13 protein-coding genes are annotated in these 14,785 nt (G+C 65.0%); 2 read left to right on the top strand and 11 right to left on the bottom strand.

Annotation, left to right across the window (positions count from 1 at the left end; translation table 11 throughout):
- Window position 1: 1 nt before the first annotated feature.
- Genes ELY13_RS09015 through ELY13_RS08995 form a run of 5 tightly spaced genes read right to left on the bottom strand, consistent with a single transcriptional unit; the run spans window position 2 to window position 5,873 of the window.
- Window positions 2-847 carry an HpcH/HpaI aldolase/citrate lyase family protein gene (locus ELY13_RS09015; RefSeq protein ID WP_126173577.1) on the bottom strand — a complete coding sequence of 282 codons (846 nt, stop codon included), beginning with the start codon at window positions 845-847 and terminating at the stop codon, window positions 2-4.
- Window positions 844-1,296 (bottom strand): MaoC family dehydratase, encoded by a 453-nt coding sequence (locus ELY13_RS09010; protein ID WP_126173576.1) that lies wholly within the window; start codon window positions 1,294-1,296, stop codon window positions 844-846. Before ELY13_RS09010 ends, ELY13_RS09015 begins: the two co-directional genes overlap by 4 nt.
- Window positions 1,296-3,164: an acetyl/propionyl/methylcrotonyl-CoA carboxylase subunit alpha gene (locus tag ELY13_RS09005; protein WP_126173575.1), complete on the bottom strand. Its 1,869-nt coding sequence runs from the start codon at window positions 3,162-3,164 to the stop codon at window positions 1,296-1,298. Before ELY13_RS09005 ends, ELY13_RS09010 begins: the two co-directional genes overlap by 1 nt.
- 4 nt (window positions 3,165-3,168) lie before the next feature.
- A complete protein-coding gene (locus tag ELY13_RS09000) occupies window positions 3,169-4,764 on the bottom strand; it encodes a carboxyl transferase domain-containing protein (RefSeq protein WP_126173574.1) in 1,596 nt (531 codons plus the stop codon).
- Window positions 4,761-5,873, bottom strand: a complete 1,113-nt coding sequence (locus ELY13_RS08995) for an isovaleryl-CoA dehydrogenase (protein WP_126173640.1) — start codon at window positions 5,871-5,873, stop codon at window positions 4,761-4,763. The genes ELY13_RS09000 and ELY13_RS08995 overlap by 4 nt, the downstream gene beginning before the upstream one ends.
- 243 nt (window positions 5,874-6,116) lie before the next feature.
- Here ELY13_RS08995 and ELY13_RS08990 point away from each other — a divergent pair, with 243 nt between their 5' ends.
- On the top strand, window positions 6,117-8,228 hold the full coding sequence (locus tag ELY13_RS08990) for a PQQ-dependent dehydrogenase, methanol/ethanol family (protein ID WP_241233611.1): 2,112 nt from the start codon (window positions 6,117-6,119) through the stop codon (window positions 8,226-8,228).
- Window positions 8,229-8,406: 178 nt separating this feature from the next.
- On the opposite strand, the gene ELY13_RS08985 is transcribed toward ELY13_RS08990, so the two are convergent.
- Genes ELY13_RS08985 through ELY13_RS08970 form a run of 4 tightly spaced genes read right to left on the bottom strand, consistent with a single transcriptional unit; the run spans window position 8,407 to window position 12,676 of the window.
- The gene (locus ELY13_RS08985; protein WP_126173573.1) at window positions 8,407-8,685 is read right to left on the bottom strand and encodes a hypothetical protein; all 279 of its coding nucleotides are present in this window, start codon (window positions 8,683-8,685) and stop codon (window positions 8,407-8,409) included.
- Between the two features lie 4 nt (window positions 8,686-8,689).
- Entirely contained in the window at window positions 8,690-11,230 is a 2,541-nt protein-coding gene (locus ELY13_RS08980) for a cbb3-type cytochrome c oxidase subunit I (RefSeq protein WP_126173572.1), read from the bottom strand.
- A complete protein-coding gene (locus ELY13_RS08975; protein ID WP_126173571.1) occupies window positions 11,227-12,261 on the bottom strand; it encodes a cytochrome c oxidase subunit II in 1,035 nt (344 codons plus the stop codon). Before ELY13_RS08975 ends, ELY13_RS08980 begins: the two co-directional genes overlap by 4 nt.
- Window positions 12,254-12,676 carry a c-type cytochrome gene (locus tag ELY13_RS08970; RefSeq protein WP_126173570.1) on the bottom strand — a complete coding sequence of 141 codons (423 nt, stop codon included), beginning with the start codon at window positions 12,674-12,676 and terminating at the stop codon, window positions 12,254-12,256. Before ELY13_RS08970 ends, ELY13_RS08975 begins: the two co-directional genes overlap by 8 nt.
- Window positions 12,677-12,734: 58 nt before the next feature.
- Here ELY13_RS08970 and ELY13_RS08965 point away from each other — a divergent pair, with 58 nt between their 5' ends.
- Window positions 12,735-13,478 (top strand): c-type cytochrome, encoded by a 744-nt coding sequence (locus ELY13_RS08965; RefSeq protein WP_126173569.1) that lies wholly within the window; start codon window positions 12,735-12,737, stop codon window positions 13,476-13,478.
- Here the strand turns inward: ELY13_RS08965 and ELY13_RS08960 are convergent.
- Both ELY13_RS08960 and ELY13_RS08955 read right to left on the bottom strand, forming a co-directional pair.
- Entirely contained in the window at window positions 13,369-14,019 is a 651-nt protein-coding gene (locus ELY13_RS08960; RefSeq protein WP_126173568.1) for a cytochrome b, read from the bottom strand. The genes ELY13_RS08965 and ELY13_RS08960 overlap by 110 nt on opposite strands.
- On the bottom strand, window positions 14,016-14,741 hold the full coding sequence (locus tag ELY13_RS08955) for a cytochrome c oxidase assembly protein (RefSeq protein ID WP_126173567.1): 726 nt from the start codon (window positions 14,739-14,741) through the stop codon (window positions 14,016-14,018). The genes ELY13_RS08960 and ELY13_RS08955 overlap by 4 nt, the downstream gene beginning before the upstream one ends.
- Window positions 14,742-14,785: the final 44 nt, after the last annotated feature.

Below are 14,785 nucleotides of genomic sequence, written 5' to 3'. Positions count from 1 at the left end.
CTTATCCCTCAGCGCATCGCAGGATCAGGCCTGCTTGCTTGAGGTGCGGGGCATCGAGCATGCGGCCGTCCAGCGCGATGGCGCCGGTTCCGGGGTTGGCTTCGAACAAGTCCACGATCCGGCGCGCGCGTTCGATTTCCTCGGCGGACGGGGTGAAGGCCTGGTTGATGACCGGGACTTGCGCCGGGTGGATCGCCATCATCCCGGTAAAGCCGTCCCGCCGCGCCCGGGCAGCATAAGCGGCGAGGCCATCGGTATCGCGAAAATCGGGATAGACCGTCTCGATCGCCGGAACCCCCGCCGCGTGGGCGGCAAACAACGCTAGGCTGCGGACGAGTTCGTACGGCGCGGTGTACCGGCCATCCTCCTCCCGAGAGGAGATCGCGCCGATCGCGGCGGGCAGGTCTTCTGCGCCCCACGTCAATCCGGCAAGCAGGCTGCCTTTTTCGGCGTAGCTGCCGAGTTGGAAGATCGCGGCAGGGGTTTCCGTGGCGATGGGGAGGATCGGGGCCGAGATGCCTCGGCTCTCCATCTGTTGGCGCAAGTCCGCCACGCTCCCCGCGCCTTCCGCCTTGGGCAGGACGATGGCGGCAGGGGCAAGACCGGTGAGCGCATCGAGATCGTGCGCGTTGCCGGCACCGTCCAGCGGGTTCACGCGAACCATCACCTGCACGGAACCGTGATCCTGCTGGAGGAAGGCAGCAACCGCCTGCCGGGCCTGACTCTTGTTGTCGGACGTCACCGAATCCTCAAGATCCAGGATCAGCGCATCCGCGCCCGAGCCGAGTGCCTTTTCCATTCGGTCCGGCCGATCCCCGGGGACGAACAGGAGGGAGCGCAGCCTCACGCGCCGCTCCGCTTCAGCAGGGCGGTACGCAGACACTCGCAGACGATCTCGTCCCGCTGGTTCAGCAGGCGGTGGCGCCAAGTGACGATCCCTGCCTCCGGACGGGACTTGCTGTCCCGCAGGTCGGTGACTTCGCTTGTCGCCCGCAGGGTGTCTCCGATAAATACCGGCTTCGGCATCGTCAGCTTGTCGTAGCCGAGATTGGCAATCAGCGTGCCGAGCGTCGTGTCGCCGACGGTCAGCCCCACCATCAGGGAAAACGTAAAAGTCCCGTTGACGAGGATTTGCCCGAACTCGCTCGCCTTCGCCGCTTCCGCATCGAGGTGAAGCGGCTGCGGGTTGTGGGTCATGGTGGAAAACAGGAGGTTGTCGGTCTCGGTGACCGTGCGGCGGATGTCGTGCTCGATCCGGTCGCCGATTGACCATTCGTCGTAAAAGCGGCCCGCCATCAGCTTTCCTCCGGTTGGATCAGGGCGAGCAAGGCGCCTTCGGTCACTTGCCCACCGGTTTTCGCGGACAGATCGGCCACTGTTCCGTCGAACGGAGCGAGCAGTGCCTGCTCCATCTTCATCGCCTCAAGCACGAGCAGCTTCTGGCCCTTTGTCACCGCGTCTCCGGCCGCGACGTCGACCGAGATGATCCGGCCCGGCATCGGGGCGAGGATCGCTCCATCCGAAATGCCGCCCGATGTCGCGTGATCGGCGGACGGTTCCGCGACGGACCACGCCTCTCCCTTGTGGAACAGCACGCGTTCCCCGCCGACCGCAATGGTCCTTGCTTCCGGAGCAGGATCTTCCAGCGTGACGACGTGCGGCACCGCGCCGACTTCTACCACCACGCGCAGGTCGCGCGGTTGGTTGGGGCGCAAACCGGAAAGCGCCGTCCACGGATCGGAGCCTGGAGGCGGCAGCAGGGACTGCGCGGCGGCTTGCAGGACCTCCTGCGAAGGCTCACCGCCCGGGATCAGCCGGTCGGCGTGACGTTCGATGAAACCGGTGTCGATGTTTCCGGCGACGAAGTCCAGATCGGACGCCGCGCGGGCGAGGAAGGCCGCGTTGGTCTTCACCGGCCAGACTTCCACGTCCTCGCACGCCGATGCCAGCGCCCGCGCAGCCGCCGTGCGGGTGGGCGCATGGACAACCAGCTTGGCAATCATCGGATCGTACCAGGTGGTGACCTCATTCCCTTGCTCGACGCCGCTTTCGACGCGAATGGTCCCCGGCAACGAAAGATGGCGCAGCGGACCGGTAGAGGGGAGAAACCCGGCGGAAGGATTTTCAGCGTAGAGCCGCGCTTCCATCGCCCAGCCGTGGATCGCGAGGCCTTCCTGCCGTTTCGGCAGCGGTTCGCCCGAGGCGACGCGCAATTGCCATTCGACCAGATCCTGCCCGGTGATTTCCTCCGTGACGGGATGTTCAACCTGGAGCCGGGTGTTCATCTCCATGAACCAGATGCGGTCCGCCCGCAGGCCTTCGCTGGCGTCGGCAATGAACTCGATCGTGCCTGCGCCGACGTAGCCTACTGCCTTGGCGGCCTTCACAGCGGCTTCGCAGACAGCGGCGCGGGTCTCCGGGTCCATTCCCAACGCGGGCGCTTCCTCGATCACCTTCTGGTGCCGCCGCTGGAGCGAACAATCCCGTTCGAACAAGTGGACGACGTTGCCGTGAGTGTCGCCGAACAGCTGCACCTCGATATGGCGCGGAGACAGGACGTATTTCTCGATCAGCACATCGTCGTTGCCGAACGAACTGGCCGCTTCGCGCCGGCAGCTGGCCAGCAAGTCGCGGAACTGTTCCGCATGATCCACCCGCCGCATGCCCTTGCCGCCGCCGCCCGCGACCGCCTTGATCAGCACGGGATAGCCCACTCGCCCGGCTTCGGCTTCCAGCCGTTCGGGGCTCTGGTCATCCCCGTAATAGCCGGGCGTCACGGGAACGCCTGCGCTCTCCATCAGGCGCTTGGCTGCGTCCTTCAGGCCCATCGCGCGGATCGCGGATGGCGGCGCGCCGACCCAGACAAGGCCGGCCGCGCTCACCGCTTCGGCGAACTCGGCGTTTTCGGACAGGAAGCCGTAGCCGGGATGGATCGCCTGCGCTCCCGTCCGGCGCGCTGCATTGAGGATCTTCTGCTGGTCAAGGTAGCTTTCGCGCGCCGGGGCAGTGCCGATGCAGACGGCCTCATCCGCTTCGCGCACGAACGGCATGGCCGCATCCGCATCGGAATGGACAGCAATGGTGCGAATCCCCAGCCGCCGCGCGGTGCGGATGATCCGGCAGGCAATTTCCCCGCGATTGGCGATGAGAAGGCTTTCGATCATCGGATCACATCCTGAACACGCCGAACTGCGCCCGGTCGGGAATCGGGGCGTTCAGGGTTGCGGAGAAGGCAAGGCCAAGCACGTCCCGGGTCTGCACCGGGTCGATGATCCCATCGTCCCACAGCCGCGCGGTGGCGTAATAGGGATTGCCTTCATCCTCGTACTTCTGGCGGATCGGGGCCTTGAACGCCTCGGCTTCTTCTGGCGTCCAGTTGTCTGCATCGCGGTGCACGGTGGCGAGCACGCTGGCGGCTTGTTCCCCGCCCATCACGCTGATCCGCGAATTGGGCCAGGTGAACAGGAACCGGGGCGAATAGGCCCGGCCCGCCATCCCGTAATTCCCGGCGCCGAAGCTGCCGCCGATCAGGACGGTGATTTTCGGCACTTGTGCGGTGGCGACCGCGGTGACCAGCTTGGCCCCGTGGCGGGCGATCCCTTCCGCCTCGTACTTCCCACCGACCATGAAGCCGGAGATGTTCTGCAGGAACAGCAGCGGGATCCCGCGCTGGCAGGCGAGCTCTATGAAGTGGGTACCTTTCACCGCGCTTTCGGAAAACAGCACGCCGTTGTTCGCCAAGATCGCCACCGGCATGCCCCAGATATGTGCGAAACCGCAGACCAAGGTCGTGCCGTAGAGCCGCTTGAACTCGTGGAATTCCGATCCGTCGACAATCCGGGCAATCACTTCGCGCACGTCATAGGGCGCGCGTACATCAGTCGGGATCAGGCCGTAGAGGTCCTGCGGATCGAGCAGGGGCGGGCGCGATTCCTGAAGGTCAAGCCGCGCGTGGGACGGCGGGGGCAGGGTGCCGACTATGTCGCGCACGATTGCCAGCGCGTGCGCGTCGTTTTCGGCCAGGTGATCGACCACGCCGGATTGCCGCGCGTGCAGATCGCCGCCGCCCAGAGCCTCTGCGCTGATCTCCTCCCCGGTTGCCGCCTTCACCAGCGGCGGACCAGCCAGGAAGATGGTCGCCTGATCGCGGACGATCACGCTCTCGTCGCTCATCGCCGGGACATAGGCGCCCCCGGCGGTGCAGCTGCCCATCACGCAGGCGATCTGGGCGATTCCTTCCGCCGACATCTGCGCCTGGTTGAAGAAGATGCGGCCGAAATGATCCCGGTCGGGAAACACGTCTGCCTGGTACGGCAGGTTCGCGCCGCCGCTGTCGACCAGATAGACACAAGGGAGCCGGTTTTCCCGCGCGATTTCCTGCCCGCGCAAGTGCTTCTTGACGGTCATCGGGAAGTACGCGCCGCCCTTCACGGTCGCATCGTTGGCGGCGATCATCACCTCGCGCCCGCGTACCCGGCCGATCCCGGCGACGATCCCCGCGCCCGGTGCCTCGTCGCCGTACATCCCGTTCGCGGCAAGCTGGCCGATTTCGAGGAACGGCGATCCGGGATCGAGCAGCCGGTGGATCCGGTCGCGGGGGAGCAGTTTTCCGCGATCCAGCTGCCGTTGCCGGTGGCGTTCTCCGCCTCCCATGGCGGCGGCGGCGACTCGGTCGCGCAGGTCCTCCGCAAGCGCGCGGTTGTGCCGTGCGTTGGTCTGGAAAGCCTCGCTTTCCGGATCGATCAGGGTGGACAGGCGGCTCATCCCGCCACCAGCTCCCGCCCGATCAGCATCCGGCGGATTTCGTTCGTTCCGGCCCCGATATCGAGCAGCTTGGCATCCCGCATGTAGCGTTCCACCGGCCAGTCCTTCGTGTAGCCCGCTCCGCCCAGCGCCTGCACGGCTTCGTTTGCGACCTTCACCGCGTTCTCGCTCGCCAGCAGGATCGCGCCGGCTGCATCGAACCGCGTGGCCTGCCCGGCATCGCAGGCCCGCGCGACGGAATAGACGTAAGCGCGCGAGGAATTGAGCGCCACATACATGTCGGCGATCTTGGCCTGCATTAGCTGGAAGCTGCCGATCGGCTGACCGAACTGTTTGCGGTCCCGAACGTAAGGCAGGACCACGTCCAGACAGGCCTGCATGATTCCCAGCTGGATGCCGGACAGGACGACGCGTTCGTAATCCAGCCCGCTCATCAGCACTTTCACACCGCCGTTCAGCGGCCCCATCATGTTCTCTTCCGGCACGAAGCAGTCGTCGAACACAAGCTCGGAGGTGGGGGATCCGCGCATCCCGACCTTGTCGATCTTCTGGCCGATGGAAAATCCGTCCATGTCCTGTTCGATCAGGAAGGCAGTGATGCCTTTCGCGCCCGCATCGGGATCGGTCTTGGCATAGACGACCAGCACATCGGCATAAGGCGCGTTGGTGATCCAGAACTTGGTGCCGTTCAGGCGATATCCGCCGTCTACCTTTTCCGCCCGGAGCTTCATGGACACGACGTCGCTGCCCGCGGCGACCTCGCTCATCGCGAGCGCGCCGACATATTCGCCGGAGATCAGCTTCGGCAGGTACTTGCCCTTCTGATCCTCATTCCCCCAGCGGCGAATCTGGTTGACGCACAAGTTGGAATGCGCGCCGTAGCTGAGGCCGACGGAGGCAGAGGCGCGGGCGATCTCTTCCTGCGCCACGACATGCTCAAGGTAGCCGAGGCCAAGTCCGCCCCATTCCTCTTCCACGGTAACACCGTGCAGGCCAAGCTCCCCCATCTGGGGCCACAGCTCGATCGGAAAGCGATCGTTCTCGTCGATCTCGGCTGCGATCGGCGCGATCTTCTCGGCCGCGAAGCGCGCCGTCGTATCCCGGACCATGTCGGCAGTTTCGCCCAGGGCGAAGTTCAGGCCAGTTTCAAGCACTCGATCCTCCAAAAGCTCTGTGCGGCTCTTTCTTCCATCTTCGCAGGCGGGAGCGGGTCTGTGAAGTGGTTACGTTCGAAACCTTATTCGAATGCGAAACAGGAGCCCGAAACAATTTCATCAACGCTGACGCTCCGGTCTGGCTCCTGCGTCCAGATGGGCTAAGCTTTCAAAAAACAGTTGGTGAGGAGAGAGGGTGTGGGGATCAAGACGGCGAGTCTTTCGCTGGGTGTCGCGTCAGTCCTGTTCATGCTGGCGGGATGTGCAAACACGGCGCCGCAAGCGGGCGCCGTGACGGAGGAACGGCTGCTCGCCGCCGAAGACGATCCAGACAACTGGCTTGGCCACGGACGCACGTATGCAGAGCAGCGCTTCAGCCCCTTGAGCGACATCAACGAAGGCAACATCGGCCGCCTCAGCCTTGCCTGGGCGGTCGAACTCGACACCAATCGCGGACAGGAAGCGACGCCGATCATTGTCGACGGGGTCATGTACATCACCACCGCGTGGTCGAAGGTGATGGCAATCGATGCTGCGAGCGGCGAGACGCTGTGGACGTTCGATCCGAAGGTGATCGGCGCGAAAGGTGCGGATGCCTGCTGCGATGTGGTCAACCGCGGCGCGGCGGTATGGGAGGGCAAGGTCTTCGTCGGCACGATCGACGGGCGGCTGATCGCGATCGATGCCGGCACGGGGGAAAAGCTGTGGGACGTGGTCACCGTTGACCAGTCGAAACCGTACACCATCACCGGTGCGCCGCGCGTGGTGCGGGACAAGGTGATCATCGGCAACAGCGGCGCCGAACTGGGCGTGCGCGGTTATCTCAGCGCCTATGACACCGATACCGGCAAGCTGGCCTGGCGGTTCTACACGGTGCCGGGAAATCCCGCCGATGGCCCTGACAACGCCGCGTCCGATGAAGCTTTCGCGCGGTTCGCGGGCAAGACCTGGAACGGCAACTGGTGGGAAATGGGCGGCGGGGGGACCGTGTGGGATTCGATCGTCTACGATCCAGAATTCGACCAGCTGCTTGTCGGCGTCGGCAACGGATCGCCCTGGAACCACCGCGCGCGTTCGGCGGGGAAGGGGGACAACCTGTTCCTGTCCTCGATCCTCGCGCTTGATCCCGATACCGGGGCCTACAAGTGGCACTATCAGGTAAACCCGGCCGAGACATGGGATTTCACGGCCACTCAGCAGATCACGCTGGCGGACCTAAAGATCGAAGGGAAGCCCCGCAAGGTGCTGATGCAGGCACCGAAGAACGGGTTTTTCTATGTGATCGATCGCAGCAACGGGAAGCTGATCAGCGCCGAACCCTACACGGAGCAGAACTGGGCCGAAAAGATCGATCTGATTACCGGGCGCCCGGTGGAAGTGCCGGAAGCGCGGTTCGCCGACAAGCCTTACACGGTCTATCCCTCGGGTATCGGCGGCCATGCCTGGATGCCGATGAGCTATTCGCCCAGGACCGGCCTGGTTTATATCCCGACGATGCACGTCCCGCTCTCCCTTGCGGATGATGTGAACTATGAACGCCACCCGGGGCGCTGGAACACCGGCGTCTCCTTCCTTGCACCGCCGGAAGGATCGATTGCCGGCGATACGCCGCTGGAACGGCGGCAGGCGCTGGCGGCGACGAACCGCGGGACGCTGGTCGCCTGGGACCCGGTGAAGCAGGAAGCCGCGTGGAAAGTCGATTACGACTGGCCTTGGAACGGCGGCACGCTGGCGACCGGGGGCAACCTGGTGTTCCAGGGTGACGGACGCGGGATCTTCCATGCCTATACCGCCGATACAGGCAAGGAAGTATGGCGGTTCGATGCCCAGCGCGGCGTACTTGCGGGCCCGGTCACCTACCGGGTGGATGGAGAACAGTATGTCGCCGTAATCGCCGGGTACGGCGGATCGATGGGCATGGCGACCGAGACCGACTGGATGCGCCGTCCGCCGCCCAGGGGCGTGATGCTGGCGTTCAAGCTGGAAGGGGACGCAAAGCTCGCCCCGCTACCTGCAGCCGCGCCGCGCCCTTACGTTACCAGCGATGAGACGTTCACCGCAGAGCAGATCGCGGATGGGCAGCGGTGGTACCTGACCTACTGTTCGATCTGCCACGGCGGCCCTGTGAACCCGGACTTGTTCCGCTCTCCCGTGGCCACCAGCCAGCAGGCGTGGCACGCTGTGGTGATCGAGGGCGCGCTGGCGGACAACGGAATGATCAGCTTCGCCCCGTGGCTGTCTCCGGAACAGGCTGAAAACGTCCGCGCCTACGTTCTGTCCGAAGCGAGAAGGAAGCAGGCGGGGTCGTGATCCCCATTCACGGAGGCTATCCGCGAGGAGCGGTGGTTGCGAGCCTGGCGACGAAGGCGGAGCGGGAATCCCGTTCCGCCGCGTCAGCCGCAGAGTTGCCTAGGATGGCCTGCCTCGGTTTCTGACCGTCCGCGCAAAGCGCGTGGTCCTGAACCCGTCAGCCGCTTGGGTCCTCTTGTTACCAGACCAGCAACGGCGGCAAGGCGTCGTAGATGACGCCCGTGGTCGCAATCCCGATCGCCAGCAGGCCCAGCGTGCTGTGATCTTCGCCCCGTTTCCATAGCCAGAAGAGGGCTGCCAGGGCGATCAGCGTGGCCCCGGCGGCGACCCATCGTGCGGCCGACTGGTTCGGAAAGATCAGCTCTCCGGAATACGCGGCCCCGAAATGGATCAGCCAGATCCCGAAGGCGTACACCAGCGTGCGCCAGTTCTGCGGCTGGTCGATCGGGCCGTCCATCCGCTCAACCCCCCAGGAACAAGCGGGGGAGGAGCGTGAGCGCCGTCCCCTGGATGGCGGAATAGGCGATGAACCGGGCAACGATGTCCATCGTCACGTTCGTGGGGGTCGTCAGCAGGCCCCGCGCTTCCCGGAAGCCGAGATACGCGGCCATGATCAGGCTGATGATCACGACCTGCCCCTGCAGCACCATCAGCATGAACACGATCGCTCCCATCCCCGATTCCGTGGGCCGAAGTCCGATGTCCTGCCAGCCGGTCATGTCGAGGTACAGCGATCCTGCCAGGATCACCGCGGCAATGGCCTGGAACACCCACGGCGCGTCGTGCGCGTATCCGCCCGCTCGCCGCTTCAGAATCCAGCGCCCGATCCAGGTGCAGGCGAGGGCCACCCCATTGGCGCCGACGATCAGCGCCGTCTCGCCCAGCGAGGGGGGATCGATCCAGACTTCGGGGTTGATGCCGTAAAGATAGAGGTAGGCAAAGACCGCCATGAACGCGATCATCCCCAGCACCACCATCAGTACATTGAGCGCCCACCAGCCGTGGCCCTTGGGACCGGTGATGGCGACGGGCACCATGATGCCGCCGCCGATGTCGACTTCCTTCTTATCGGGAAGCGGCCGGTCGGTTTCCCATAGCCACCGCAGCACGGAAAACACGGCAATAACCCCGCAGAATATTCCGAACATGTAGGCTTGGACGGTCAGCGACAGGAAGAACCCGGCCGTGAACACGGCGGCGGCTAGCGGCCAGGGTGACGGCCCCGGCATCAGCTGAACGTATTGCGGTTCCGCCCGAATCGGTGACGTGATCAGCGTCTCGCGCGTTCCGGTGGGTGCGTTCGGCAGGAAGTAGCGGCCCTCCTCCACCTCATCGCAGATGTTCGGATTGTCCCACAGCGGCTGGCGCGAATGGACAACCGGGATCGAGCGCGTCGAATAAAGCCCCGACGGCAGCCACTCCAGGGTGCCGCCGCGATAGACGTTCCCTGCGCTTTCTTCCGTGGAGAAGCGGAAGTTGCGGGCGAGGTCGAACAGGAACAGCAGGATTCCGGCGCCCAGGATGAAGGATCCGATGGTGGACGTCAGGTTGAGCACATCGAACCCGCGCCCCGGCAGGTACGTGTAGACCCGGCGCGGCATGCCCATGAACCCGGTCAGGTGCATGGGCAGGAACGTCACGTGCATGCCGGTGAACATCAGCCAGAAGATCCACTTCCCCAGCTTGTCGGACAAGGCCTTGGAACTCGTCATGGGTGCCCAGGTGTAGAAGGCGGCGAACATCGGGAACACCATCCCGCCGATCAGCACGTAGTGCAGGTGGGCGACGATGAAGTAGGTATCGTGGACCTGCAGGTCGAAGGGCACGAGGCCGACCATCACCCCGGTCAGCCCGCCCATCGTGAACGTCACGATGCTGCCGATCACGAAGTGCGCCGGAGTAGTGCTTTGGACTTTCCCGCTGGCGAGCGTGGCGATCCAGCAGAACACCTGAATGCCCGCAGGCAGGCTTACCGCCATGCTCGCGGCGGAGAAGTAGCCGGTGGAGACCGCCGGCATGTCCGTGGCGAACATGTGGTGCGCCCAGACGCCGAAGCTGATGAAGCCGGTCGCCACCAGCGCCAGTACGTTCAGACGGTAGCCGATCAGCTCCGTCCGGGCGATGGATGTCACCATCACGCTCATCAACCCGGCGGCGGGCAGGAAGATGATGTAGACTTCCGGGTGACCGAAGAACCAGAACAAGTGCTGCCACAGCATCGGGTCGCCGCCGCGCGTGGGATCGAAGAACGGCCAGTTGAACGCCCGTTCGATCTCCAGCAGCATCGTGCACAGGATCACCGCCGGAAAGGCGAGCACGATCATCACCGCGAACACCAGCATCGCCCACGCGAACATCGGCATTCGGTCCAGCGTCATGTTCGGCGCGCGGGTGCGCAGCACGCCCACGATGATCTCGACCGCACCGGCGATGGCCGAAATCTCGATGAAGCCGATGCCGAGCAGCCAGAAATCGGCGTTCAGGCCGGGGCTGTACGTCTCGCTTGTCAGCGGGGGGTACATGAACCAGCCGCCATCCGGCGCAAGGCCCACGAAAAGGGAGCAGAAGAACGCCAGCCCGCCGACGAAATAGGCCCAGAACGCGTAAGCCGACAAGCGCGGGAAGGGCAGGTCCCGTGCCGCCAGCATCTGCGGCAGCAGCATGACCCCGATCGCTTCCACCGCAGGGACGGCGAACAGGAACATCATCACCGTGCCGTGCATGGTGAAGAACTGGTTGTACGTGTCCTGCGGCAGAAACTCCTGCATCGGCGCGGCCAGCTGCACCCGCATGCCCAGCGCGAGTATCCCGGCGAGCAGGAAGAACAGGAAGCTGGTCGCGACGTACCAGAAGCCGATGTAGTTGTTGTTGACCGCCGTAAGCAGGCCCCACCCCTTGGGAGCGGCCCAGATGCGGTTCAGCTCCTCAACGTCCTCATCCGGCTGTTTTTCGGTAGGGAAGCGATCGTAGAGCGCGGGATCGAACCCGGTTTCCGAGTTCATTTCTGCTGTTCCAGCCACATGGCCATGGCGGCGATGTCTTCGGCCGGCAAACGATCGTAGCTTGGCATTCGGATGCCGGGCTTGATCGCCTGGCTATCGCCGATCCAGCCCATCATCGTGCCGAGGTGGTTGGGCAGGATGCCCGCGCCCAAGGTCCGCCGCGAACCGACGTGGGTCAGGTCCGGCCCGGCCAGCCCGTTCGCTTCCGTGCCGGCGACGCGGTGACACGCCGCGCACCCGACCGACATGAACAAGGCCCGCCCACGTGCGGCCTCACCGACGATCGGTGTCGGCGGAATGCGCGGGGGCACGTCATCGTCGACGACGGGCAGCGCACCCGCGACGTCAACGCTTCCGAAGGGCTCGATGGCTTCGCCCAGCGCAATGTTCCGCTGCACCGCCCACTGCTTCCATTCCTCCGGCTCGTGAGCCACGGTGACGAAGCCCATCAGCGCATGGGGCCCGCCGCAGTATTCCGCGCAGACGCCCCCGAAGACGCCGGGACGGTCAGCCTCGATCCGCAGCAATGTCACACGTCCGGGGATCATGTCCTTCTTGCCGGACAGGTGCGGGACCCAGAAGCTATGGATCACGTCGGCCGATGTCAGTTCGAGTACCACCGGGACATTCGTAGGAATGTGGATCTCATTCGCGCCGTCCATCACTACGCGCCCCTGGTTGTCGAGGTACTGGACCCGAAACCACCACATCTCCCCGACGACCCGGATGCGCATTTCCTTGCCGGTGATCGGCTCCGACAAGGAACCGGTCATCATCAGGCCCCAGACCAGCAGCACGCTCAGCACCACGCCTGGAAAGGCGATCCCGCCGATCCAGACCGTCTTCTCCCCGCCGAGCTTGCGCTTCAGGCTGTCCGGCCCTTTCACGGCAATCCAGAGGGCAATGACCACTATGAGCGTGACCACAAGGGCCATTGCCAGCAGCACCCAGGCAAGGATCGTCACCCGCTCGGAATAGGGTCCGGCGGGATCGAGAACTGGCGGCGGCCAGCCCCACAGCGCGTCAATCATTGTCGATCCCGTAGAGATAGGCCGCGATGTCGGCCGCTTGTTCCTCGGTCAGCGGCATCGGCGGCATGGTGGAGCCGGGCTTCACGGCCGGCGCGTTGCGGATGAAGGCGGCAAGCGTGCCCGGGCGGTTCGGCAGATGCCCGGCGATCAGCCCGACATCGTCGAAGCCCGCCAGCGAAGGACCGAGCCGGCCCTTGGGCCAGTCCAGCCCCGGGATCTCGTGACAGGCGCCGCAGCCGACCTTGTCGATCAGGGCGAGCCCGCGGCTTGCCGCCGCGCTGTCCGGCATGCGCCGCGTGGTCGGCGGCTCCTTGCAGGCGGAGACGAGCGCAAGCGCCGTTAATGCCCCTGCGCGCGCCAACCCGGGTAGCCCCAACCCGCGTCCTGGCACTTGTCGGGTGATCCGTGATTTCATGCCGCCCCTGTTGAACCTCAGGGGAACCGGTTAGCACCCGTAAATGTTCCCGTAACCGATGCAATCGACCGCTCTGCGCAAAATCTCGCGCCTTTTCGCCGCAGGCGGGCTCGCGCTCGCGGCTTCGTCCTGTTCGCCGAACCCGGAGCCGAGCCGTTTCGACGACACGGGGCAGCTGGTGGCGCTTTCCGGCGGCAACGCGGGCGCGCAATCGGCCTGCCACACCTGTCACGGCCTGGACGGGGCGGGAGACGGCAATCTCACGCCCCGGCTCGCAGGGCTGGAGGCAGGCTATCTCGCGCGGCAGATGATCTTCTTTTCGGACGGGTTGAGGCATCACGCCGCGATGAGCTGGATCGCATCCCAGCTGACATCGGAGCAACGGATGATCGTTGCCGACTATTACGCCGGGATGGAGTGGCAGCCGGCCGATCTCCAGCCGGCGGTGAACTATGTGTGCGACGGGAATGCGGCCCGGTTGTACCAGCTCGGCGATCCCGCGCGCGGGATAGAGGCTTGTGCCACCTGTCATGGGGAAGACGGGCGCGGGGTCGGGTTCGGGAACCCGGACATTTACGGCCAGCCCGCTCCCTACGTCGCGACGCAGCTCAGGCACTGGAGGGAGGGGGAGCGGTACGGCGACCCGATGGGCGTGATGCTGCGGGAAGCGCAGCGGCTGGAGGAAGACGAGATCAAGCCTCTTGCGGATTATGTTGCATCGCTCCGGGGGATGTCTCGTCGTCCGGGATATCGGGAAGGATGCCCCGAACCACGTCGTCCCGATTCCAGAAATGGTGCTTGAGCGCCGCGCCGACGTGCAGCGGCAGGAACAGCGACAAGGCCCAGACACCCGCGACATGCACGCTCTCGGCAAAGGTCATTACCCAGTACTGCCAGGCGGGTGACAAGTCGTAGAACGGCATCGGCGGCACGGCGACGATGCCCGCCAGCGAAAGCGGCTGCGCCGGCTGGATTGCTGACCACATCGCCCAGCCGCTGAGCGGCAGGATCGCGAACAGGGTATAGAACGCGTACTGCGTCCCGTGCGCCACGGTGTGCTGCCATTCGGGAGCCCCGGAATCGTTCACCGGGTCCGGGATGAACAGGCGCCACAGGCCGCGCCAAATGGCCAGGAACAGGATCGTTAGCCCGATCGCGGCATGAACCCAATACGCGGAAAGCTTTTCCCCGCCGACGAAGAACCGTTCCATGATCCACCCGAGGCCAAGCTGGAACAGCACCAGCGCGGCCATGATCCAGTGGAACCAGATACCGACGGGGGAATACTTCTTTTCCTTCGTATAGCTGACCGCCCATTCCCGGATGTGGTCGAGCAGCTTCACGCCCGGACTCCATCACCGATGGAGCGGTAAAGGATCGCCATGGCCGCGAGCAGGTAGATCGCGCTTGCCGGAGCCCACATCACGATGCCCGCAAGCTGCTGGTCCTCCAGCGGAGAAAAGCCCCAGGCCTGCGTGGTCAGCCAGTGCGGGGCATAGAACGCGCGCTGGGAAAAGACGAACAAGGCGCCGAGCACGCCCATGGCGATCATCGTCCCGAGCAAGGAAGCCGCTGCGGCCGTAGCGGGGGCGCGCAGGACTTTTGCCCACCACAGCGCCGCGGTTCCGGCGATCGCCGCCTGCATTGCCCAGAATACCACGTTGGAATCCATCGCGGCGGCATACAGCGGCGGCGCATGCCAGCCCCAGAACGTCAGCGCGTGAACGGCGGTCCAGACTGCCAGCGAGCCGGGAAACTCACGCTGATGCAAGCGCAGCGCGGCCATCGCCAGCGGGCCGAGCAGCACGGCAAGCATCACGTCATGGACCACGCGAACGGTAAACAGCGCCGAACCCATGGCGCAGAACGGGCTGACGAACAGGAACGCAGCCACCGCCAGGAAACCATATCCGGCGCGCCGGTCCATGGAAGAAGATCGCCAGAGCACCGCCGCAGCCAGCGCCATGGCGCCGAGCAACAGAGGGTCGAAGTTCCACCGCCCCCACCATTCGGCAGGAACCGGGCCTACGCCGCAATAGGGAAGCCACTGGCCGGTGCTGGTCATCGCCCTCTCACGTTTCGCTGCCTTAACGCGTGAGCGGAGATAAG

The sequence above is a fragment of the Altericroceibacterium xinjiangense genome, from assembly GCF_003958635.1.
Lineage (GTDB): Bacteria > Pseudomonadota > Alphaproteobacteria > Sphingomonadales > Sphingomonadaceae > Altericroceibacterium_A > Altericroceibacterium_A xinjiangense.
Note: the sequence above shows the minus strand (reverse complement) of the source record. Positions and strands in the feature narration are given on the sequence as shown.